Below are 20,326 nucleotides of genomic sequence, written 5' to 3' on the forward strand. Positions count from 1 at the left end.
GCCTTAAAAGGCAGGCGCAGCGGTTCGCTGCACGGCTGCCAGCAAGGCCGCGGCACTGGCGCCACGGCAATCCACAACCTCGCGGGCGCCCAGCGCGCGGGCCTGGTCGGCGACCCGCGGGCTGGGCACGAACAACGGCAGGCGCGAAAGCCGCGGCCAGTCCGTCCCCGCTATCTGATGCAAGTGTTCAAGACCCTGCCCACTGCTGACCACCAGGCCATTGAGGCGTTCCCCATCGATGCACTGCGCCAGTGTCCCGGCCGGGTAATGCGGCAGGCAACGGCGATACAGTTCCAGATAATCGACACTAGCACCTTGCTCTGCAAGACGCTCGGCCAGCAGTTCGCGACCTCCGACACCACGGACAATAAGGACGCTGGATGTAGGAAGTGCGATAGCCTGACGTAGGAATGGATGAGCCAGCAAGGCCTCGCTGTCATCACCTTCTGTAGGGAAAGTCACCAAAAGCCCGCGCGCCTGAAGCACGCTAGCCGTGGCCTCCCCAACCGTGAACCAGCCCGCACGCGGCGGTTCGACGCCTGCCTGGTCAAGCTGCTCGAGCAGCAGACGCGCAGCCGGCTTGCTCACCACGATGATCGCTTGCGCCTGGCCAATCGCTGCCAGGCGCTCCTGTTGCCGGGGCTCCAGTTCGACCGGCTCGATGGCCAGCAAGGGCAGGCTGGCACTGGCAATGCCTGCATCGGCCAGCGACCGCGCCAGTGCCGCACAGTCCTCTTCAGGGCGGGTCAGCAGCAGGCGCCAGGGGCTCACGGGTGGCCGGCCTCGCCATAGACTTCCTTGAGGATCGCCTCGGCGCCCTGGCTGAGCAGGTCCTCGGCTACCTGCACGCCCAATGCTTCTGCATTAGCGCGTGGCGCCCGGGCATCGGCCACCAGCAGGGTGCCGCCGGAAGGCTGGCCAACCAGGCCGCGCAGCCACAACTGTTCGCCTTCGAGCACTGCGTAGCAGGCGATCGGCACCTGGCAGCCACCGTTCAGGCGCTTGTTCAGGGCCCGCTCGGCCACCACGCGGTCGGCGGTGTCGGCATGGTGCAACGGCGCCAGCAGCGCGTGGATTTCGCTGTCGGCGCTGCGGCACTCGATGCCCACGGCACCTTGGCCGCCAGCCGGCAGGCTGTCATCGACACTGATGGTGGAGGTGATGCGGTCCTCGAAGCCCAGGCGGATCAGGCCCGCCGCTGCGAGAATGATGGCGTCGTACTCACCAGCGTCGAGCTTGGCCAGGCGAGTGTTGACGTTGCCGCGCAGGAAACGGATTTCCAGGTCGGGGCGACGCGCCAGCAGTTGGGCCTGACGACGCAGGCTGGAGGTGCCGACGATGCTGCCAGCCGGCAGTGCCTCGAGGCTCTTGAAGGTGTTGGAGACAAAGGCGTCGCGCGGGTCTTCGCGCTCGCAGATGCAGTACAGGCCCAGGCCTTCGGGGAAGTCCATGGGCACGTCCTTCATCGAATGCACGGCGATGTCGGCTTCGTTGTCCAGCAGGGCGGTTTCCAGCTCTTTTACGAACAGGCCCTTGCCGCCGATCTTGGCCAGCGGTGCGTCGAGCAGCTTGTCGCCACGGCTGACCATGGGCACCAGGCTGACCTGCAGGCCGGGATGGGCCTGCTCGAGACGGGCTTTGACGTATTCGGCCTGCCACAGGGCCAAGGCACTTTTACGGGTGGCAATGCGGATTTCGCGAGTGGACATGAAACGCCCCGATCCAGAGAAATGCGGTCGATGATAACAGCTCCTCCGGCTGTTCCCGCAGATTCAGATCAGCAATCCAGTGGGATTTACCCCCCCTGTAGGAGCGGCCTCGTGCCGCGAAAGGGCCGCGCAGCGGCCCCAGCGATACCCTCGTCAACGCTGAAATCCCTGGGGCCGCTGTGCGGCCCTTTCGCGGCACAAGGCCGCTCCTACAAGGTTCGCGCAATGCACGAAGTTGGCGCGATCAGAGCCGGGTTACCCGCAAACTTGGTTTCAGTGCAGCGTCTGCATCATCTTGCGCACCCCCGCCACATGCCGGCGGCTGACGGTCAGTGCATCCCCTTCCAGGCCCTTCAGATAAAGCTGGAAGTGCCCCAGCGGCGTGCGCTGCAGCTTTTCGATGCGCTCGCGGGCAACCAGGGCGTTACGGTGTATGCGCACAAAGCGCTCGCCGAACTCGTCTTCCAGCGCCTTCAACGGCTCGTCGAGCAGCACCTCACCCGCTTCGTGGCGCAGGGTGACGTATTTATGGTCGGCGATGAAATAGATGACTTGCGGCAACGGGATCAGCTCGATGCCCTTGCGAGTGCGGGCACTGATATGGCTACGCGGGCCGCCCCCCTCATCGCTGGTGGGCCGGGTCAGCGCCGCCAGCTGGGCGCGGTTGGGTTTTTCCGCGCGGCGCAAGGCGTCGCGCAGCGTCTGGGGCTGGATGGGTTTGTCGACATGGCTCAAGGTGCTCTCCTTGAAGGCCTGGCTGCCGTATTCGTCGTCACCGGTGCAGAACACCACCGCCGGCGGCGCCTCGCGCTCGCACAGTTTGGCGGCCACCTGCAGGCCATCGAGGCCGGGCATACCGATGTCCAGCAGCACCACATCGGGCTTGAGGCTCTCGATCAGTGCCAGGGCCTCCTCGCCGTTGGTGGCGCTGGGCTCCATCACGGTGTAGCCCTCCAGCTCGCCGAGCAGCCGGCTCAGGCGTTCGCGGGCTTGGGGTTCGTCATCAACGATCAGGACATTCATAATTGCGCTGGATTCCTGAGTGAGTCTCGCACGGGTATAGCGTAGACAAGTGTGGGGAGACCGGAAACGGTCACGCTACAGACCGGTGCGAAGGCCAAAGATTCACTGGCCTGGCAGATTCACCGCCAGTCCTCTGTCCAACTGTAGACGGTCCGTGGAACACTGCCGTTCAATCGTTGAATATGCCGCACCCCCTTGCCTGCGCGCTTCTCTCGACCAGCGCCCTGCGGCGGTGGGCGCAACCCTGCTATGATCGGCGCCACTTTTTCCGTTCACGCCTTCAAAGAGTGAATCCATGAGCACCGACAAGACCAATCAGTCCTGGGGCGGCCGCTTCAGTGAGCCCGTCGACGCCTTCGTCGCCCGTTTCACCGCCTCGGTCGACTTCGACAAGCGCCTGTACCGCCACGACATCATGGGTTCGATCGCCCACGCCACCATGCTGGCGCAGGTCGGCGTGCTCAACGACGCAGAACGCGACACCATCATCGATGGCCTGAGGACCATCCAGGGTGAGATCGAGGCCGGCAACTTCGACTGGCGCGTCGACCTGGAAGACGTGCACATGAACATCGAGGCACGCCTGACCGACCGCATCGGCATCACCGGCAAGAAGCTGCACACCGGCCGCAGCCGCAACGACCAGGTGGCCACCGACATCCGCCTGTGGCTGCGCGACGAGATCGACCTGATCCTGGGCGAGATCACCCGCCTGCAGCAGGGCCTGCTGGAGCAGGCCGAGCGCGAAGCCGAGACCATCATGCCCGGCTTCACCCACCTGCAGACCGCCCAACCGGTCACCTTCGGCCACCACCTGCTGGCCTGGTTCGAAATGCTCAGCCGCGACTACGAGCGCCTGGTCGACTGCCGCAAGCGCGCCAACCGCATGCCGCTGGGCAGCGCCGCGCTGGCCGGCACCACCTACCCGATCGACCGCGAACTGACCTGCAAGCTGCTGGGCTTCGAAGCCGTGGCCGGCAACTCGCTCGATGGCGTCTCGGACCGTGACTTCGCCATCGAATTCTGCGCTGCCGCGAGCGTCGCGATGATGCACCTGTCGCGCTTCTCCGAAGAGCTGGTGCTGTGGACCAGCGCCCAGTTCCAGTTCATCGACCTGCCCGACCGCTTCTGTACCGGCAGCTCGATCATGCCGCAGAAGAAGAACCCGGACGTGCCGGAGCTGGTGCGTGGCAAGACCGGCCGCGTGTTCGGTGCCCTGACCGGCCTGTTGACCCTGATGAAAGGCCAGCCACTGGCCTACAACAAGGACAACCAGGAAGACAAGGAGCCGCTGTTCGACGCCGCCGATACCCTGCGCGACTCGCTGCGTGCTTTCGCCGACATGATCCCGGCGATCAAGCCCAAGCACGCGATCATGCGTGAAGCGGCCCTGCGCGGTTTCTCCACCGCCACGGACCTTGCCGACTACCTGGTGCGCCGTGGCCTGCCGTTCCGTGACTGCCACGAGATCGTCGGCCATGCCGTGAAGTACGGTGTCGACACCGGCAAGGACCTGGCCGAGATGAGCCTGGACGAGCTGCGCCAGTTCAGCGACCAGATCGAACAGGATGTGTTCGCGGTGCTGACCCTGGAAGGTTCGGTGAATGCACGTAACCACATCGGCGGTACCGCGCCGGCGCAGGTGCGCGCAGCCGTGGCGCGCGGCAAGGCCTTGCTGGCTTCGCGTTGACGGCATTCGCCGGCAAGCCGGCTCCTACACCCGTAGGAGCCGGCTTGCCGGCGAACCGCTGCAAGCCTATCGCTTGCCGCTTTTGATCATCTCCTGGAACGCCGGCATCGCCGCGTCCTTGTCTGCCACGATCCGCGCCATGTGCGGGTTCCCGCGCAGTTTCTCCAGCAACGCCGCCGCCTGCGGGAAGTCCGCCAGGAAATCGACGTTCAACACTTTCTTGCCCACGGCGTAAGCCAGGTCGACCGAGAAGCAGAATATCAGGTCGGCGATGGTCATCTGTTTACCTGCCACATAAGGATCGAAACGCCCATTGCGCTTGAGCGTGGCAAACCCCGCCAGCAGGTCGGCCCGTGCACGCTCCTTGATCAGCGGTTCCACCGCCGCGCCGAAGAACGCCTCGCCATAGCAGGTCCGCGCCGGCAGCTCGATGTACAGTTCGATCTCCCTGAGCAGCTCTCGTACCTTCGCCTGGCCGAAGGCATCGGCAGGCAGCAGTGGTTTGCCGGGCTGGGTCTGCTCGATGTAGTCGAGGATCACGCCGGTCTCGCTGATGAAACCGTGCTCGGTCTCCAGCGTCGGCACCTTGCCACGTGGGCTCTTGGCCAGTGCCTCGGGCGCCTGGCCACCGAAGAACGGTACTTCCTCGAAGGGCAGGCCTTTTTCCAGCAGGGCCAGCTTGACCATGTTGTAGTAGTTGCTGACCGCGAATCCATGAAGCTTGAGCATGTGAGACAGCCTCCGAGGCCGTATGGGGTTGGCCCGGCTTTTATAGCCCTCCCGCGTCACCTTGGCCAGCGCCATGGCCGGCGCTGATGGCCGGGCATTGCCGGCGCAGGCATGGCACACTGTGCGCTTCACCACAGGAGCACCGCCATGAGCGAGCACGACGATATCGACGGCAACGACGAAGAAGCCTTCACCGAGGCCACCCTCACCCAAGCCATCGAAAACCAGATCGAAAGCGGCGAGCCCCCAGCGGCCAAGGCCACCTTCAACAAGCTGACCCTGGTCGGCTACGAGCGCGAAGACATCCTCAACCTCATGGCCCATGTGCTGGCCGTGGAGATCGACGCCATGCTCGACGAGGACCGCCCCTTCGACACCGAGTGGTACGAAACTGCCCTGCGCGCCCTGCCGGAGCTGCCACCTGAGGCGGATCAAGGCGATATCGAATAAGCCTGACTACACTCCTGACTTCCATCCTTGTCTGGAAGTCAGGAGTCGCCCATGTCCTTCACCCCCGAACTGATCGCCGAACTGGAAGTCCTCGCCCTGTTCAACCTGGACAGCCACCAGGAAGGCATCAAGGTTCACAGCAATGCCTCCCCCGCCCTGATCGCCGCCGCGAAACGCCTGCACGACAAACAACTGACCGACCAGCCCGATGGCGGCTACCTCACCAGCCTGGGCCTGGATGCCGCGCAGAGCGTCCAACAGTTGCTGACCATTCTGAAAGCTACCCAGCCCGCCTGATCGTTCCCCTGTAGGAGCCAGCTTGCTGGCGAACGGCTATGCAATGCGGTTCGCCAGCAAGCTGGCTCCCACTACGACGAACGGCGCTGGAAAAATGGCGTCAAAAAGCCACTTTTCGCTTATCCGAGCGCCGCGCTCAGGCTAAACTCGCAGTGCTTCCCCAGCCTGCCTGAGCGCGCAATGAACCACCCCCATGAAATCCGCCCCGATATCGACCAAGGCATCGACCGCAAGGAGCTGTCCAGGCTGCGTGCGCGGTTTCTGAAGATCAACCAGGGACGGCTGGCGCGGGCACTGGAAGGGTTGTCCACGCGCCAGCAGCAGGTGCTCACGCTGTTGCCGCTGTTCTTCCACGTCAACCACCCGCTGTTGCCGGGCTATGTCTCGGGCAACACCCCCGCCGGTGTTTCTGGCTTCGAGCCGGATAACGAACTGCTGGCCGAAGCCCAGCGCCTGACCCGCTCATTCACCTACAAGGCGCGTCACGGCAACCCACCCCAGCCCATCCATGGCCTGTTCCTGATGGGCAGCCTCGGTACCCTGGCCCAGGCCGAGCAAAGCGACATGGATGTGTGGGTGTGCCATGCCCCAGGGCTGGACGAACAGGCACTGGCCGAACTGCGACGCAAGTGCCAGTTGCTCGAGGACTGGGCGGCCACCCAGGGCGCCGAGGCGCACCTGTTCCTGATCGAGCCCCAGGGTTTCGTCCAGGGCGAGCGCGACAGCCGGCTCAGCTCGGACGATTGCGGCACCACCCAGCACTACCTGTTGCTCGACGAGTTCTACCGCACGGCGCTCTGGCTCGCCGGGCGCACGCCCCTGTGGTGGCTGGTGCCGGTGTACCAGGAGCACAACTACCGGGACTACACCCAGACCCTGCTGTCCAAGCGCTTCATCCGCGTGACCGATGCCCTGGACCTCGGCCACCTTGCGCACATTCCACCTGGTGAGTACGTCGGTGCCGGGCTGTGGCAGCTGTACAAGGGCATCGACTCACCCTACAAGTCGCTGCTCAAACTGCTGCTCACCGAAACCTACGCCAGCGAGCACCCCCACGTGCGCTGCCTGAGCCTGGACTTCAAGCAGGCCGTGTTCGCCAACCGCCTGGACCTGGACGAGCTCGACCCCTATGTCATGGTCTACCGGCGCATCGAGCAGTACCTGCTGCGCCGTGGCGAAACCGCGCGCCTGGAACTGGTACGGCGTAGCCTCTACCTGAAAGTGAACAAGAAGCTCGGTGACCTGGGCCGTTCGCGCAACGCTGGCTGGCAACGCAAGTTGCTGGCTCGCCTCGCCGAGGAATGGGGCTGGGACGAACGGCAGCTGGCACTGCTCGACAGCCGCAGCCAGTGGAAGGTACGTCAGGTTGCTGTCGAGCGCCGCGAGCTGGTGGCCGAGCTGAACCATAGCTACCGCTTCCTCACCCAGTTCGCCCGTGAGCAAAATGCCAACAGCCGCGCCGACCAACGCGACCTCAATGTGCTGGGCCGGCGCCTCTACGCGGCTTTCGAGCGCCGCGCCGGCAAGATCGAGGTGATCAACCCGGGGATCGCGCCCGACCTGGCCGAAGACACCCTGACGCTCGTGCAATCGCCCAACCGCAAGGAGCCGGGCACCCATCACTGGGGCCTGTACAACGGCAACCTGGGCGTGCACGAATGGGAGCATTTCAGCCCCATCAAGCGTTGCCGGGAGCTGCTTGAACTCCTGACCTGGGCCCACCGCAATGGCGTCATCGACAGCAGCACGCGCCTCGCCCTGCACCCGGGTGCAAGCGATCTCAGCGAGTTCGAACTGTTCAACCTGATCGGCAGCCTGCAACAGGGCATCCCCCTGCCCCTGGAAACGGTCAGCGAAGTGCGCCTGCTGCAACCCAGCGTGGCCGACGAGATCCTGCTGCTGGTCAATGTGGGGGTCGACCCGCTGCGCCATCACCGCGACCTGAACATCCTGATGACCACCGAGCGCACTGACTCGCTGAGCTATGCCGGGGTGCGCGAAAATCTGGTCCTGACCCTCGACCAGATCACCTTGAACAGCTGGAACGAAGTGCTGGTGCAGCGCTACGACGGCGAGCACGCGCTGGTGCGCTGCCTGCGCGACTTCCTCAACAGCCTCGGCCAGCGCAGCCACCGCCCGCGGGTGCGGGTACGCTGCTACTGCCACAACCGGGCCCAGGCCATCAGCCAGCGGGTCGAGGAAATCTTCGATACCGTGCAGTTGCTGCTCGACCAGAACCTCAATCACCGCTACCTGCTCCAGGTCGCCCGGCATACTCACGTGCTTGAACTGCAACCCGGGCAGGTGACGCTGGCCACCCTCGACAAGCATGACGCACTGCTCGAAACGCTCGGCGAGGAACGCGACAGCTACAGCCCGCTGCACCTCGACGCCAATGCGCTGCAGGACTACGACCTGCCGCTGGTGCTCGGCCAGGGCCAACCCCAGTGCATCCAGGTGTTCTACCGCCTGCTCGATGGTTGGGCCGACCTTTATGTGCTGGACGAATACAACGCGCTCTGGCAGCAACGCCTGCCCCTGCAGGACGAACAGCACCTACTGCTGCCGCTGCAGCGCTTCCTGCAATCGGTGGTGATGCGCCGTGATGCGCAACTGCCGCTGGACAGCTTGCAACAGGCCTCGCTGGACATCCTGTATTACCAGCTGCTGCCTTCCGGGATTGGCAAGGCACGCGGGCTGGAAATGCGGTCAGCGCCGATCGACGGGCGCGACCGGCCGTACTACGAGGTCCAGGCGATCCTCCAGGCCGGCACCGGCGACGACGTGCACGTCACCCTCTACTGCGACCAGCAGGAATACTCCGAACTGGAGCACGGCGACCAACTGTACAGCGTGGTCGCCCGGCAGATCCTGCGCCAACGCCGCAGCGCCGGCAGCTACCGCTGCTACATCACCGACCTTGATCTCTCCGAGCTGCTAGGTGATGACCAAGGCTCGACCAGCTTGTACCTGCGCTACAAGGGTGAATTGGAACAGGCGCTCAATGAAGGGTTGGAACGCTTGCAGGCGACACTGGAACCCTGAGAAGCATCTCATTTCCAGGAAGGATTTCTCGCTGCCAAGCAATGTTTTGTGGGAAGCATCCTACGCACTCTCCAACAAACCAAACGAGAGTGCTGTCATGAACAAAGAACACTGGATGGGCGCCCACCCTGAGCTGGGACGCTTGCGCATCGATCAACTGATCTTGCCAGGTACCCACGATTCCGGCATGGACAAGCAAGCCGATGGTATTTTTCTACCGAACGAGACCACACAAGATGTGCCCTGCATCGAGCAGATCCGCGGCGGCATTCGCGTACTGGACCTGCGCGTAAGGGCCCACTCGCAACACTCGCGGAGCTCCGACCTGCGCTTTCAGCTGTTCCACCTGAATTCATCCGGACGCACGATCCGGAAAGATATCGTCGACGCATTGAATGGTTTCTATGCCAACCCGGACAATGCGAAGGAAATCGTCATTCTCGACTTTCACGAGTTCAGTCACTTCGACCCTGAAGAACATCGCCTGCTACAGGCGCTACTCGCCGAGCTGGGCCCGCGCATGATCCCCTATTCACTGCATGGGCTCACATTGGATGAGCTATGGCGCGAGCATCCGGGCAAGACGGTGGTGATTGGTTATGACCAAGGCCATACCCCATCCGAGTACTGGCCGAGCGTCAGCCATCGCTGGATCGGCGAAAATACGCCCAGCGCCAGCGAATTGAAGGCGTACATGGACCAAGTGGCAGGGTACGGCGAAACGGGCTTGCCCTTGACTTCGATCCAATGCGCCAAGTACGTCTGGCCCTTCTTCGTGCCGGACGACTTTCACGACAAGATCGACGAATGGTTCGAATCCCGCGACCTGAACAGCTATATCCAGCACTTCCGGATCATCAATACCGACTGGTCGCTACGGGGCAGGCTCGTGGACAACTGCATCCATGCCAACCGCCTCCGCGCATCGGCCATGGGCTGACGCAGCTACCCGCCCCAACCACCGTCAGAGGTCGAAGTCGCCCGCAGCTTCCGGCTGGTACTCGACGGCAAGCAGCTCGAGCTTGAGGGTCTTGCCGCCGGGCGCGGGCCAGTCGATCTGGTCGCCCACCGACAGGCCCAGCAGCGCGCAACCGATCGGCGCGAGGATCGAGACATTGCCTTCCGGACCTGCATCCTTCGGGTAGACCAGGGTCAGGTGGTAATCCTTGCCACTGGCGATCTCACGGCAATGCACGCGGGAATTCATGGTGACCACGCCAGCCGGCACTTCCTCATGACCGACCACCTGCTCGGCGCGGTCCAGCTCGTCCTGCAGGGCGAGCACACCCGGGGTGCTTTCATCGAGGCTGTCGAGCAGGCGCTCGAGACGCTGCACGTCCAAGCGGGTGAGGATGAGGGAGGGCTTGGTGCTCATGATCCAGTCAGACTCCTTTGAACAGGCGATTTTCCACAGACAGATAAAGCAAAACCCCGCCCAAGGGCGGGGTTTGCGAAATGCTTCTGGCGTCAATGACGCAGAACCTGACACTACCACAGCGGGGCAAATACACAAGCCCGCAGGAAACCTGTGGCTATCGTCCGGACCGGGCCTTGAGCACATCAGCCTCGCGGCAGATCTGCCGGCGTCGTTCATCGTCGGCCGCGCGCCACTCGCGGATATGCTCGACATGACGGTGACAGCCGGTGCAAACCTTGTGCTCGTCTAGCCGACACACGCTGATACAAGGTGACGGCACCGCCGGGCTGACATTGCTGTAGAGCGGCTTGGGCGGCCGAGGCAGGTCACTCATCTCAGATCTCGTCGAAATCCAGCTTCTCGCCGGCCCGCTCCCAGACGATGCGCTCGAGCATTTCACCGAGCAGTTCCTCGGTCTTCTCGCACACCCACTTGCCGCTTTCCTCGTCGTAGTCGAAGTGGAAACCGCCGGAGCGGTCGGCAAGCCACAGCTGACGCAGCGGTTCCTGGCGGCTGAAGATCAGCTGGCTGCCATTGTCGAACTTGATGGTCAGCACACCGGCAGAGTTCTCCATGTCCAGGTCCAGGTCGCTCTCGTCGAACAGGTCTTCCAGTGCCTGTTGGGTCGCGTCGACCAGATCGTGGAAACGCGCTTCGCTCAAACTCATTGCAGGAACCTCGAAAAATGGCTGCACACACGCAAGCCGGGCACGATAAGGCCGGTTGGTCGTGATTGCAAAGTTTAGCGCTGATCCGCGGCCCTTTCGCCGGCAAGCCGGCGAAAGGGGCACGCCCGCCAGGCGGGCCGGCGCTTGCATAGGCAATCGGGTGGTCGCTGGGTATACTCGGCCGCAATACTGCATATTTCCAAGGATTTCACCCATGAAACGCCTGATTTCCTCCCTCGCGGCACTGGTCGCGGTTGCCTGCCTCGTTTCGGCCTGCGGTCAGAAAGGCCCCCTGTACCTGCCCGAAGACGGCAAGGACGGCAAAGGCCCGCGCAAGTCGCACCAGCAGCACCAGCACGCCCAACCGGCCCAGCAGCAGGCACCGGAGCAGCAAGAGCAGGCCGAGCCGTCTCCCGCGCCGTAAGGAAATCCCATGGATGCATTCAACTACCGCGGCGGCGAGCTGTTCGCGGAAGGGGTGGCCCTGTCGGCCGTCGCCGAACGCTTCGGCACGCCGACCTACGTGTACTCCCGCGCCCACATCGAGGCCCAGTACCGTAGCTACACCGACGCCCTGCAAGGTGTCGAGCATCTCGTCTGCTTCGCGGTCAAGGCCAACTCCAACCTGGGCGTGCTGAACCTGCTGGCGCGCCTGGGCGCGGGCTTCGACATCGTCTCCGGTGGTGAGCTGGAGCGTGTCCTGGCCGCCGGCGGCCGTGCCGATCGCGTGGTGTTCTCCGGTGTCGGCAAGACCCGTGAAGACATGCGTCGCGCCCTGGAAGTGGGCGTGCACTGCTTCAACGTCGAGTCCACCGACGAGCTCGAGCGCCTGCAGGTGGTCGCCGCCGAGATGGGCAAGACGGCCCCGGTTTCGCTGCGTGTGAACCCGGACGTCGATGCCGGCACCCACCCGTACATCTCCACCGGCCTCAAAGAAAACAAGTTCGGCATCGCCATCGCCGACGCCGAAGCCATCTACGTGCGCGCCGCGCAGCTGCCCAACCTGGACGTGGTCGGCGTCGACTGCCACATCGGTTCGCAGCTGACTACCGTCGAGCCCTTCCTCGATGCCCTCGACCGCCTGCTGGTGCTGGTCGACCGCCTGGCCGAGTGCGGCATCCACCTGCGCCACCTCGACCTCGGCGGCGGTGTCGGCGTGCGCTACCGCGACGAACAGCCCCCCGTGCTGGCCGACTACATCCAGGCCATCCGCGAGCGCGTCGGCGAACGTGAGCTGACACTGGTGTTCGAACCGGGCCGCTACATCGTCGCCAACGGCGGCGTGCTGCTGACCCGCGTGGAATACCTCAAGCACACCGAGCACAAGGACTTCGCCATCATCGACGCGGCGATGAACGACCTGATCCGCCCGGCCCTGTACCAGGCCTGGATGGACGTCAGTGCGGTCAAGCCCCGCGAGGGCGAAGGCCGTGCATACGACCTGGTCGGGCCGATCTGCGAGACCGGCGACTTCCTGGGCAAGGACCGTGTACTGGACCTGGCCGAAGGCGACCTGCTGGCCGTCCGCTCCGCGGGCGCCTATGGTTTCGTCATGAGCTCGAACTACAACACCCGTGGCCGTTGCGCCGAAGTGCTGGTCGACGGCGACCAGGCCTTCGAAGTGCGTCGCCGCGAGACCGTCGCCGAATTGTTCGCCGGCGAAAGCCTGCTGCCGGAGTAAGCCCATGCTGCTGCGTTTCACCAAGATGCACGGGCTGGGCAACGACTTCATGGTCCTCGACCTGGTCAGCCAGCACGCCCATATCCAACCCAAGCACGCCAAGCAATGGGGCGACCGCAACACCGGCATCGGCTTCGACCAGTTGCTGATCGTCGAGGCCCCCAGCAACCCGGACGTGGACTTCCGCTACCGGATCTTCAACGCCGACGGCTCCGAAGTCGAGCAGTGCGGCAACGGCGCGCGCTGCTTCGCCCGCTTCGTGCTGGACAAGCGCCTGACCGCCAAGAAGCGTATCCGCGTCGAAACCAAGGGCGGCATCATCGAGCTGGATGTGCGCAACGATGGCCAGGTCTGTGTCGACATGGGCCCACCGCGTTTCGTACCCGCCGATATCCCGTTCATCGCCGATGAACAGGCGTTGAGCTACCCGCTCGAAGTCGACGGCCAGGTGCACCAGATTGCCGCCGTGTCCATGGGCAACCCGCATTCGGTGCTGCGCGTCGATGACGTACGCACCGCGCCGGTCCATGAACTGGGGCCGAAGATCGAGCACCACCCGCGCTTCCCGCAGCGGGTCAATGCCGGCTTCATCCAGGTCGTCGACCGCCACCGCGCCAACCTGCGGGTGTGGGAGCGCGGCGCGGGCGAAACCCAAGCCTGCGGCACCGGCGCCTGCGCCGCGGCCGTTGCGGCCATCGCCCAGGGCTGGATGGATTCCCCGGTAACCATCGACCTGCCGGGCGGACGCCTGAACATCGAATGGGCCGGCCCCGGCAAGCCTGTGCTGATGACCGGCCCGGCTGTACGCGTTTTCGAAGGACAGGTTCGTCTCTAAGCGAGTATCCGCCATGACCGATCAGCCTAACGTTGCACCCCAGGCCAACGCGCTCGACGAAGACGCCGTGGTCGCCTACCTGCGCGCCCACCCCAGCTTCTTCGCCGAGCACGACGAACTGCTGCTCGAACAGCGCATCCCCCACCAACGCGGCGACAGCGTGTCGCTGGTGGAGCGCCAGCTCAAGCTGCTGCGCGACCGCAACATCGAGATGCGCCATCGCCTGTCGCAATTGATGGACGTGGCCCGCGACAACGACCGGCTGTTCGACAAGACCCGCCGGCTGATCCTCGACCTGCTCGATGCCAGCAGCCTGGAAGAAGTGGTGATGGCCGTCGAAGACAGCCTGCGCCAGGAGTTCCAGGTGCCCTTCGTCAGCCTGATCCTGTTCGGCGAAAACGCCGCGCCGGTCGGCCGCTGGGTACCTGGCGCCGAGGCGCAACAAGCCATTGGCGGCCTGATCGGCGGCGGCAAGACCATCAGCGGTAGCCTGCGCGAGCACGAGCTGGCGTTCCTGTTCGGCGACACTGCACACAAGGAAGTCGGCTCCAGCGCCGTGGCCACCCTCGAACACCAGGGCCTGCATGGCGTGCTGGCAATCGGCAGCCGCGACCCGCAGCACTACAAGAGCAGTGTCGGCACCCTGTTCCTCAGCTACATCGCCGAGGTGCTTGGCCGCGTGCTGCCGCGCTTCACCCAGACGCTGCGCTCGGTGCGCTGATGGAACGCCAGCTGGAAGCTTATTGCGCGCACCTGCGCAACGAGCGCCAGGTGTCCGGGCACACCCTGCTGGCTTACCGCCGCGACCTCGAGAAAGTCATCGAGTACTGCAACAACCAAGGCATCGCCGGCTGGGACGCGCTGCAGGTCCAGCAGTTGCGCCAACTGGTGGCGCGCCAGCACCACCATGGCCAGTCCTCGCGCAGCCTGGCACGGCTGCTCTCGGCGGTGCGCGGCCTGTACCGCTACCTCAACCGCGAAGGCCTGTGCCAGCACGACCCGGCCAACGGCCTGGCGCCACCGAAGGGCGAGCGCCGCCTGCCCAAGACCCTGGACACCGACCGCGCCCTGCAGTTGCTCGACGGCGGCGTCGACGACGACTTCATCGCCCGGCGCGACCAGGCCATCCTCGAACTGTTCTACTCCTCGGGCCTGCGCCTGTCGGAACTGGCCGGCCTTGACCAGGAACACCTGGACCTGACCGGCGGGCTGGTCCAGGTACTCGGCAAGGGCGGCAAGAGCCGCGTGCTGCCGGTCGGGCGCAAGGCCCGCGAAGCGCTGCAGGAATGGTTCAGGCTGCGTGGCATCGCCGCCCCTCGGGACGGCGCGGTGTTCATCACCCGCCAGGGCAACCGCTTGAGCACACGGGCCATTCAGATGCGGGTCAAGACCTTCGGCGAACGCGAGCTGGGCCAGCACCTGCACCCGCACATGCTCCGCCACTCCTTCGCCAGCCACCTGCTGGAGTCGTCCCAGGACTTGCGCGCGGTGCAGGAAATGCTTGGCCACGCCGACATCAGCACCACGCAGATCTACACCCACCTGGACTTCCAGCACCTGGCCGCCGTGTACGACAGCGCCCACCCCCGGGCCAAACGCAGCAAAGGCAACGAATCATGAGCATCAAGCTGATCACCTTCGACCTGGACGACACCCTGTGGGACACCGCGCCGGTGATCGCCAGCGCCGAGACCGTCCTGCGCGACTGGCTGGCGGCCAATGCACCGATCCTCGGCGGGGTACCGATCGAGCACCTGTTCGCCATTCGCGAGCGGCTGGTGCAGGCCGAACCGGGCCTCAAGCACCGCATCAGCGCCCTGCGCCGTCGCGTGCTGTTCCACGCCCTGGAAGAAGTCGGCTACAGCGAGAAGCACGCCCAGGAGCTGGCCAACGAGGGTTTCGAGGTGTTCCTGCATGCCCGGCACCAGATCGAGGTGTTCCCAGAGGTGCAGCCGGTGCTGGAGATCCTGCACCATCACTACATCCTCGGCGTGGTCACCAACGGTAATGCCGACGTGCGCCGGCTGGGGCTGGCGGACTACTTCAAGTTCGCGCTGTGCGCCGAGGACCTGGGTATCGGCAAGCCCGACCCGGCACCGTTCATGGAAGCCCTGAAACTAGGCGCTGTGGACGCAGGGGCCGCGGTGCACGTTGGCGATCACCCGGGTGATGACATCGCCGGGGCCCAGCGCGCAGGGCTGCGCGCAGTGTGGTTCAACCCGCAGCACAAGGCCTGGGCCGGTGAGCAGGCGCCGGATGCGGAGATCCAGCGGCTGTCGCAGCTACCCGACGTCCTGTCCCGCTGGCGCTGACAGGGCATCGCACTCCTCCTTTCGACCATGTGCAATTCCTGTAGGAGCGGCCTTGTGCCGCGAATGGGCCGCAAAGCGGCCCCGAGTTCGTTGCCGACACTGAATTCCTGGGGCCGCTGCGCGCCCCATTCGCGGCACAAGGCCGCTCCTACAAAGACCGCGTCAACCTACAGGCACAAAAAAGCCCGCAGCGACGGCGGGCTTCTTTGCATTCAACCACTCAGATAGGGCGGCTGCCGTACTTGTTGTCCGGCTTCTTGGGCGGATCGGCGACCACGTTGGCCTCCACTTCCTGCACCTTGCCACCGCGCGACAGGAATTCTTCCATCGCCTTGGCCAGCGCATCGCGCTCTTTCTGCTTGGCTTCCATGCTCGGCATCTCGTCTACCGAGACAGCCGCCTTGGACTTGCCTTTTGCAGCAGGTGCGGGGCTGCTGTCGTCATCGCCAGCGTCTTCCGCGCCATCGTCAGCGGCCGCTTCGAGGCCTTCATCAGCCTCGTCTTCGTCGCCTACTTCGAGGTCGTCATTTTCCAGATCGTCGTCGCTCATGTTCTACCTCATGACTTGCGAAAAGCAGGTTAGTTATAGACCGGTGCAGCCGTAGACCGGCAGCCACCAGTGAAAATTCAACTGGCCGTGGGTTGGCCACTGCCCTGGGTGTCCGCCCCTCATGGGGAGCCTGGCACCCTGCAGGCCCTGCTCCTGGCAAGGCCTGACAAAATACGTTGTACCCTTGCTGGCCACAGGCTATTGGCAAGCCTAGCAAAGGGTGGCGAAGTGTGTGGACTACTCGTCCCGCTTCCTTCGGCGCGCATTCTAGCGCGCTCGCAGAAAAAGCAAAGCACCAGAAACACCCGATGGCTTGTAAGTTTTCCGCCCAGGTCGCGAACAGGTGGGGTAAACCGTTTGCATCGCATAAAACAGCAAACTACAGGCAAAAAAATGCCCGGCGAACCGGGCAAGTTTTCCAGCGTGGCGGTTACAGGTTGTAGCCGCGCTCGTTGTGTTGAGCCAGGTCGAGGCCGACCGACTCTTCTTCTTCGCTGACCCGCAGGCCCATCACCAGGTCCAGCACCTTGAGGATCACGTAGGTGGCGATGGCGGTGTAGACCACGGTGAAGATCACGCCCTTGGCCTGGATCCAGAACTGCGCGGCGATGTCGGTGACTGCACCGAAGCCACCCAGGGCCGGTGCCGCGAACACACCGGTGAGCAGCGCGCCGATGATGCCGCCGATACCGTGCACGCCGAAGGCGTCGAGGGAGTCGTCATAGCCCAGCTTGCGCTTGAGGCTGGTGGCGCAGAAGTAGCAGACGATGCCGGACACCAGGCCGATCACCAGGGCGCCCATCGGGCCGACGGTGCCAGCGGCTGGAGTGATGGCGACCAGGCCGGCGACCACGCCCGAGGCGATGCCCAGCGCGCTGGGTTTGCCGTGGAAGATCCACTCGGCGAACATCCAGCCCAGCGCGGCGGCGGCGGTGGCGATCTGGGTCACCAGCATGGCCATGCCGGCGGTGCCGTTGGCCGCGGCGGCAGAACCGGCATTGAAGCCGAACCAGCCGATCCACAGCATGGCTGCGCCCATCAGCGTATAGCCCAGGTTGTGCGGCGCCATTGGCGTGGTTGGGTAGCCCTTGCGCTTGCCCAGCACCAGGCAGCAGACCAGGCCGGCGATACCGGCATTGATGTGCACCACGGTGCCACCGGCGAAGTCGAGCACGCCCCAGTCCCACATCAGCGCGCCGTCACCGCTCCAGACCATGTGCGCGATCGGCGCATAGACCAGGGTGAACCACACACCCATGAAGATCAGCATCGCCGAGAACTTCATGCGTTCGGCGAAGGCGCCGACGATCAATGCCGGAGTGATGATGGCGAAGGTCATCTGGAAGGTGATGAACACCGCTTCAGGGAACAGCGCGGTGGCCGAAGTCAGGCCCGACGGCGTGACACCGCTGAGGAAGGCCTTGGAGAAGCCACCGATGAAGGAATTGAAGTTGAGCACGCCCTTTTCCATACCGGCGGTATCGAAGGCGAGGCTGTAGCCGTAGATGACCCACAGGATGCTGATCAGCCCGGTGATGGCAAAGCATTGCATCATCACCGACAGCACGTTCTTCGAGCGCACCATGCCGCCGTAGAACAGGGCCAGGCCCGGGATGGTCATGAACAGGACCAGCGCCGTCGAGGTGAGCATCCAGGCGGTGTCGCCGGAGTTCAGCACCGGGGCGGCCGTTTCCTCGGCCAGGGCCAGCCCTGGCATTACGAGGGACAATAGGGCTCCTAGCCCTGCGATCTTGCGCAGAGTCATGTTGTTTTCTCCTGGGGCGTTGGGTTTGGTGAGGCGTTGTTCTGGCGCTTAGATCGCGTCGGTATCGGTTTCGCCGGTACGGATGCGGATCGCTTGCTCCAGGTTGACCACGAAGATCTTGCCGTCGCCGATCTTGCCGGTGTTGGCGGCCTTGGTGATGGCCTCGATCACCCGATCAAGGTCCTTGTCGTCGATGGCCACATCGATCTTCACCTTGGGCAGGAAATCGACCACGTATTCAGCGCCGCGGTACAGCTCGGTATGACCCTTTTGACGACCGAAGCCTTTGACTTCGGTGACGGTGATGCCCTGCACGCCGATTTCCGACAGCGACTCGCGCACGTCGTCCAGCTTGAACGGCTTGATGATGGCAGTGACTAGCTTCATGAAACTCTCTCCCGATTTGGTGGACTTGCCCCAGGAAAACAAACCCGACTCAAGTCTAAGCGCAGCGCCTGGCTTTGTAACGCGTCGTCGGCTCCATCCTCCCCGCCGACGCACGATCCGGCTGTGACGAAGAACCCTCCGGCTCCACCTGCGCACTGCCTGGTCACAAGGGACTGCATCAGTGCATGGCTCGATCAGGTCATTGCAGAAACCTTGCCAGTTGGCGCAAGTGACGAAAAAACAGGCAGTTGCGTAAACAGGTGGGGATTGGCCATTCGCCAGCAGCGAAAAAGCGCACAAAATCGGTGCGCGACCTTTGGCCGCCCTGCGCGAAAAGCGTGCAGCGCAAGTGGGCAAAAGGCGCGTGCTACACTGCTGGCCTTTCAGTGATCAGCGGATAGCCAACATGCTCGCGCCCAAAGCCTTTCTCGATGCCCTGAGCGACCAAGCCTCGCGCCTGTTCAGCGGCGACACCGCTGCGCCTCGCGCCGAACTGGAAAGCCAGTTCAAGGTGCTGATGCAGGGCGCCTTCAGCAAGCTCGACCTGGTCAGCCGCGAAGAGTTCGACAGTCAAATGGTGGTGCTGGCCCGCACCCGCGCCCGGCTGGAAGCCCTGGAGAAACAGGTCGCCGAGCTGGAAGCACGGATGGCGCCGCCCACCGCGGAATAACAATCGATACACGGAGCGTTTCCCATGAAAGTCAGTGCCCGCAATGTCTTCGAAGGTACCGTCAGCAGCGTTCAACCCGGCGCGGTGAATGCCGAGGTGGAAGTGACCCTGGCCGGCGGCGAGAAACTGGTCGCGGTGGTCACCATGGCCAGCCTGCACAACCTCAACATCAATGTCGGCAAGCAGGCCGTGGCCCTGGTGAAGGCACCCTGGGTGGTGCTGATGACCGATGCCGCTGGCTACAAGCTTTCGGCGCGCAACAGCCTGGAAGGCGAAGTGGTGCGAGTCGGCGACGGCGCGGTGAACGCCGAAGTGGTCCTGAAGCTGGCCGGTGGCACCGAGGTCTATGCCATCGTCACCCGTGAAGCGGTGCAGGAACTCGGCCTCAAGCCAGGCGTAAAAGCCACCGCGCTGATCAAGGCCTCGCACATCATCCTCGGCGCCAAGGCCTGACCCTACAGGCCGGCCCCTACCCCTGTAGGAGCCGGCCTTGCCGGCGAACACCGGCAAAGCCGGTGCCACGCAACACATTACCCTCCCCTGCTGAAAACCAAATACTCCCTGAACCAACCAGATGAAACTTATTTAAGTTTCACCTCCCTGGTTGACTTGCCCGCTATGCTTTGCATAAAGTTCACCCACCCCAAAAAGCGGGCCTTTATTTCAACTCACGAAGAATTCAATGGACACAGTATCTAGTCGCTGCCTGGCCGCTTATGCCTGCCAGGCACTTGAACCGGAACTCCGGGCCCGCCCCCAAGGTCGGGCAAGCCGCGCCAGAGCCTGATTGCTCCGCCGTCGCTTGCCGCCCCGGGTGCCCGCCCGGTCGGAGGCAAGCTTATGAACTTCATCACCTTTATTCGCGATCGCCTGCACGCTCCGGCGCGCAAGGCCTTGCCATGCCTATCACCACCCCGCGCGACCGTTTCACGGCTGCGCGCCACCTGGCTGCCCCAGCCGGGTAGCCCTGCCCTGCGCCTGCACTGGCACACCGAAGACACCCAGGAACCGCCCGGTCGATGGCGCGCCCATCTGTGCTTCTGCTGACCGGCGCGATGCATTCCCGACACTAAGCTGACGACCTGTTAAACGTCAGGA

General features: G+C 64.1%; 24 protein-coding genes. 14 read left to right on the forward strand and 10 right to left on the reverse strand.

The annotated features are described in order from the left end of the window. Positions 1 to 3 precede the first annotated feature (3 nt). The 3 genes from NGM28_RS08720 to NGM28_RS08730 all read right to left on the reverse strand — a co-directional run bounded on the left by NGM28_RS08720 (position 4) and on the right by NGM28_RS08730 (position 2,732). A complete protein-coding gene (locus NGM28_RS08720; protein WP_240065438.1) occupies positions 4 to 771 on the reverse strand; it encodes a uroporphyrinogen-III synthase in 768 nt (255 codons plus the stop codon). Then, positions 768 to 1,709, reverse strand: a complete 942-nt coding sequence (gene hemC / locus NGM28_RS08725) for a hydroxymethylbilane synthase (RefSeq protein ID WP_240065437.1) — start codon at positions 1,707 to 1,709, stop codon at positions 768 to 770. Before hemC ends, NGM28_RS08720 begins: the two co-directional genes overlap by 4 nt. A gap of 273 nt (positions 1,710 to 1,982) precedes the next feature. Continuing rightward, the gene (locus NGM28_RS08730; RefSeq protein ID WP_044488561.1) at positions 1,983 to 2,732 is read right to left on the reverse strand and encodes a LytR/AlgR family response regulator transcription factor; all 750 of its coding nucleotides are present in this window, start codon (positions 2,730 to 2,732) and stop codon (positions 1,983 to 1,985) included. 295 nt (positions 2,733 to 3,027) lie between these two features. On the opposite strand from NGM28_RS08730, the gene argH reads away from it, so the two are divergent. Further along, on the forward strand, positions 3,028 to 4,422 hold the full coding sequence (argH, locus tag NGM28_RS08735) for an argininosuccinate lyase (RefSeq protein ID WP_252089780.1): 1,395 nt from the start codon (positions 3,028 to 3,030) through the stop codon (positions 4,420 to 4,422). 66 nt (positions 4,423 to 4,488) lie between these two features. On the opposite strand, the gene NGM28_RS08740 is transcribed toward argH, so the two are convergent. After that, entirely contained in the window at positions 4,489 to 5,151 is a 663-nt protein-coding gene (locus NGM28_RS08740; RefSeq protein WP_252089781.1) for a glutathione S-transferase family protein, read from the reverse strand. 147 nt (positions 5,152 to 5,298) lie between these two features. Between NGM28_RS08740 and NGM28_RS08745 the strand changes: the two genes are divergently transcribed. From NGM28_RS08745 to NGM28_RS08760, 4 genes are all read left to right on the forward strand, one after another. Continuing rightward, the gene (locus NGM28_RS08745) at positions 5,299 to 5,601 is read left to right on the forward strand and encodes a hypothetical protein (RefSeq protein WP_011536332.1); all 303 of its coding nucleotides are present in this window, start codon (positions 5,299 to 5,301) and stop codon (positions 5,599 to 5,601) included. Between the two features lie 51 nt (positions 5,602 to 5,652). Then, the gene (locus NGM28_RS08750; protein WP_240065434.1) at positions 5,653 to 5,898 is read left to right on the forward strand and encodes a TIGR02647 family protein; all 246 of its coding nucleotides are present in this window, start codon (positions 5,653 to 5,655) and stop codon (positions 5,896 to 5,898) included. 180 nt (positions 5,899 to 6,078) lie between these two features. Continuing rightward, positions 6,079 to 8,943: a class I adenylate cyclase gene (locus tag NGM28_RS08755; RefSeq protein WP_252089782.1), complete on the forward strand. Its 2,865-nt coding sequence runs from the start codon at positions 6,079 to 6,081 to the stop codon at positions 8,941 to 8,943. A gap of 97 nt (positions 8,944 to 9,040) precedes the next feature. Then, complete coding sequence (locus NGM28_RS08760; protein ID WP_252089783.1) at positions 9,041 to 9,883, forward strand: PI-PLC domain-containing protein; 843 nt, start codon at positions 9,041 to 9,043, stop codon at positions 9,881 to 9,883. Positions 9,884 to 9,907: 24 nt separating this feature from the next. Here the strand turns inward: NGM28_RS08760 and rnk are convergent, their stop codons facing one another. The 3 genes from rnk to cyaY form a co-directional block, all read right to left on the reverse strand. Continuing rightward, positions 9,908 to 10,318, reverse strand: a complete 411-nt coding sequence (gene rnk, locus NGM28_RS08765; RefSeq protein ID WP_011536336.1) for a nucleoside diphosphate kinase regulator — start codon at positions 10,316 to 10,318, stop codon at positions 9,908 to 9,910. Between the two features lie 157 nt (positions 10,319 to 10,475). Next, positions 10,476 to 10,694, reverse strand: a complete 219-nt coding sequence (locus NGM28_RS08770) for a DUF1289 domain-containing protein (protein WP_213658845.1) — start codon at positions 10,692 to 10,694, stop codon at positions 10,476 to 10,478. A 1-nt stretch (position 10,695) separates the two neighbouring features. Beyond that, positions 10,696 to 11,028 (reverse strand): iron donor protein CyaY, encoded by a 333-nt coding sequence (gene cyaY, locus NGM28_RS08775; RefSeq protein WP_213658846.1) that lies wholly within the window; start codon positions 11,026 to 11,028, stop codon positions 10,696 to 10,698. A 214-nt stretch (positions 11,029 to 11,242) separates the two neighbouring features. On the opposite strand from cyaY, the gene lptM reads away from it, so the two are divergent. Genes lptM through NGM28_RS08805 form a run of 6 tightly spaced genes read left to right on the forward strand, consistent with a single transcriptional unit; the run spans position 11,243 to position 15,856 of the window. Beyond that, the gene (lptM, locus tag NGM28_RS08780; RefSeq protein WP_011536339.1) at positions 11,243 to 11,452 is read left to right on the forward strand and encodes an LPS translocon maturation chaperone LptM; all 210 of its coding nucleotides are present in this window, start codon (positions 11,243 to 11,245) and stop codon (positions 11,450 to 11,452) included. Positions 11,453 to 11,461: 9 nt separating this feature from the next. Further along, positions 11,462 to 12,709 (forward strand): diaminopimelate decarboxylase, encoded by a 1,248-nt coding sequence (gene lysA / locus NGM28_RS08785; protein WP_240065431.1) that lies wholly within the window; start codon positions 11,462 to 11,464, stop codon positions 12,707 to 12,709. A gap of 4 nt (positions 12,710 to 12,713) precedes the next feature. Next, positions 12,714 to 13,544: a diaminopimelate epimerase gene (dapF, locus tag NGM28_RS08790; RefSeq protein WP_252089786.1), complete on the forward strand. Its 831-nt coding sequence runs from the start codon at positions 12,714 to 12,716 to the stop codon at positions 13,542 to 13,544. A 13-nt stretch (positions 13,545 to 13,557) separates the two neighbouring features. Further along, entirely contained in the window at positions 13,558 to 14,265 is a 708-nt protein-coding gene (locus NGM28_RS08795; protein ID WP_213658850.1) for a DUF484 family protein, read from the forward strand. Then, a complete protein-coding gene (gene xerC / locus NGM28_RS08800) occupies positions 14,265 to 15,164 on the forward strand; it encodes a tyrosine recombinase XerC (protein WP_240065429.1) in 900 nt (299 codons plus the stop codon). The genes NGM28_RS08795 and xerC overlap by 1 nt, the downstream gene beginning before the upstream one ends. After that, complete coding sequence (locus tag NGM28_RS08805; protein ID WP_240065428.1) at positions 15,161 to 15,856, forward strand: HAD family hydrolase; 696 nt, start codon at positions 15,161 to 15,163, stop codon at positions 15,854 to 15,856. The genes xerC and NGM28_RS08805 overlap by 4 nt, the downstream gene beginning before the upstream one ends. A gap of 220 nt (positions 15,857 to 16,076) precedes the next feature. On the opposite strand, the gene sutA is transcribed toward NGM28_RS08805, so the two are convergent. The 3 genes from sutA to glnK form a co-directional block, all read right to left on the reverse strand. Continuing rightward, on the reverse strand, positions 16,077 to 16,406 hold the full coding sequence (sutA, locus tag NGM28_RS08810) for a dormancy-specific transcriptional regulator SutA (protein ID WP_011536349.1): 330 nt from the start codon (positions 16,404 to 16,406) through the stop codon (positions 16,077 to 16,079). Between the two features lie 430 nt (positions 16,407 to 16,836). After that, entirely contained in the window at positions 16,837 to 18,171 is a 1,335-nt protein-coding gene (locus NGM28_RS08815) for an ammonium transporter (RefSeq protein WP_240065427.1), read from the reverse strand. A 48-nt stretch (positions 18,172 to 18,219) separates the two neighbouring features. Further along, positions 18,220 to 18,558, reverse strand: a complete 339-nt coding sequence (glnK, locus tag NGM28_RS08820; RefSeq protein ID WP_002555808.1) for a P-II family nitrogen regulator — start codon at positions 18,556 to 18,558, stop codon at positions 18,220 to 18,222. Positions 18,559 to 18,964: 406 nt separating this feature from the next. Here glnK and NGM28_RS08825 point away from each other — a divergent pair, with 406 nt between their 5' ends. The 3 genes from NGM28_RS08825 (at position 18,965) to NGM28_RS08835 (ending at position 20,275) form a co-directional block, all read left to right on the forward strand. Further along, on the forward strand, positions 18,965 to 19,228 hold the full coding sequence (locus tag NGM28_RS08825) for an accessory factor UbiK family protein (protein ID WP_240065426.1): 264 nt from the start codon (positions 18,965 to 18,967) through the stop codon (positions 19,226 to 19,228). 24 nt (positions 19,229 to 19,252) lie between these two features. Continuing rightward, positions 19,253 to 19,681 carry a TOBE domain-containing protein gene (locus tag NGM28_RS08830; RefSeq protein ID WP_240065425.1) on the forward strand — a complete coding sequence of 143 codons (429 nt, stop codon included), beginning with the start codon at positions 19,253 to 19,255 and terminating at the stop codon, positions 19,679 to 19,681. A 387-nt stretch (positions 19,682 to 20,068) separates the two neighbouring features. Next, positions 20,069 to 20,275 (forward strand): hypothetical protein, encoded by a 207-nt coding sequence (locus NGM28_RS08835; RefSeq protein WP_252089789.1) that lies wholly within the window; start codon positions 20,069 to 20,071, stop codon positions 20,273 to 20,275. Positions 20,276 to 20,326: the final 51 nt, after the last annotated feature.

The sequence above is a fragment of the Pseudomonas sp. MWU13-3659 genome (genome assembly GCF_023757525.1).
GTDB lineage: Bacteria > Pseudomonadota > Gammaproteobacteria > Pseudomonadales > Pseudomonadaceae > Aquipseudomonas > Aquipseudomonas entomophila_E.

Bases quoted from the DNA above. Each gene is read 5' to 3' on its own strand.
- NGM28_RS08830 (WP_240065425.1), top strand. From the start codon at position 19,253: ATGAAAGTCAGTGCCCGCAATGTCTTCGAAGGTACCGTCAGCAGCGTT.
- NGM28_RS08835 (WP_252089789.1), top strand. From the start codon at position 20,069: ATGAACTTCATCACCTTTATTCGCGATCGCCTGCACGCTCCGGCGCGC.
- dapF (WP_252089786.1), top strand. From the start codon at position 12,714: ATGCTGCTGCGTTTCACCAAGATGCACGGGCTGGGCAACGACTTCATG.
- NGM28_RS08740 (WP_252089781.1), bottom strand. From the start codon at position 5,151: ATGCTCAAGCTTCATGGATTCGCGGTCAGCAACTACTACAACATGGTC.
- NGM28_RS08825 (WP_240065426.1), top strand. From the start codon at position 18,965: ATGCTCGCGCCCAAAGCCTTTCTCGATGCCCTGAGCGACCAAGCCTCG.
- NGM28_RS08795 (WP_213658850.1), top strand. From the start codon at position 13,558: ATGACCGATCAGCCTAACGTTGCACCCCAGGCCAACGCGCTCGACGAA.
- NGM28_RS08750 (WP_240065434.1), top strand. From the start codon at position 5,653: ATGTCCTTCACCCCCGAACTGATCGCCGAACTGGAAGTCCTCGCCCTG.
- NGM28_RS08760 (WP_252089783.1), top strand. From the start codon at position 9,041: ATGAACAAAGAACACTGGATGGGCGCCCACCCTGAGCTGGGACGCTTG.
- lysA (WP_240065431.1), top strand. From the start codon at position 11,462: ATGGATGCATTCAACTACCGCGGCGGCGAGCTGTTCGCGGAAGGGGTG.
- hemC (WP_240065437.1), bottom strand. From the start codon at position 1,709: ATGTCCACTCGCGAAATCCGCATTGCCACCCGTAAAAGTGCCTTGGCC.
- argH (WP_252089780.1), top strand. From the start codon at position 3,028: ATGAGCACCGACAAGACCAATCAGTCCTGGGGCGGCCGCTTCAGTGAG.
- rnk (WP_011536336.1), bottom strand. From the start codon at position 10,318: ATGAGCACCAAGCCCTCCCTCATCCTCACCCGCTTGGACGTGCAGCGT.
- NGM28_RS08805 (WP_240065428.1), top strand. From the start codon at position 15,161: ATGAGCATCAAGCTGATCACCTTCGACCTGGACGACACCCTGTGGGAC.
- NGM28_RS08745 (WP_011536332.1), top strand. From the start codon at position 5,299: ATGAGCGAGCACGACGATATCGACGGCAACGACGAAGAAGCCTTCACC.
- xerC (WP_240065429.1), top strand. From the start codon at position 14,265: ATGGAACGCCAGCTGGAAGCTTATTGCGCGCACCTGCGCAACGAGCGC.
- glnK (WP_002555808.1), bottom strand. From the start codon at position 18,558: ATGAAGCTAGTCACTGCCATCATCAAGCCGTTCAAGCTGGACGACGTG.
- sutA (WP_011536349.1), bottom strand. From the start codon at position 16,406: ATGAGCGACGACGATCTGGAAAATGACGACCTCGAAGTAGGCGACGAA.
- NGM28_RS08755 (WP_252089782.1), top strand. From the start codon at position 6,079: ATGAACCACCCCCATGAAATCCGCCCCGATATCGACCAAGGCATCGAC.
- NGM28_RS08730 (WP_044488561.1), bottom strand. From the start codon at position 2,732: ATGAATGTCCTGATCGTTGATGACGAACCCCAAGCCCGCGAACGCCTG.
- lptM (WP_011536339.1), top strand. From the start codon at position 11,243: ATGAAACGCCTGATTTCCTCCCTCGCGGCACTGGTCGCGGTTGCCTGC.
- NGM28_RS08815 (WP_240065427.1), bottom strand. From the start codon at position 18,171: ATGACTCTGCGCAAGATCGCAGGGCTAGGAGCCCTATTGTCCCTCGTA.
- NGM28_RS08770 (WP_213658845.1), bottom strand. From the start codon at position 10,694: ATGAGTGACCTGCCTCGGCCGCCCAAGCCGCTCTACAGCAATGTCAGC.
- cyaY (WP_213658846.1), bottom strand. From the start codon at position 11,028: ATGAGTTTGAGCGAAGCGCGTTTCCACGATCTGGTCGACGCGACCCAA.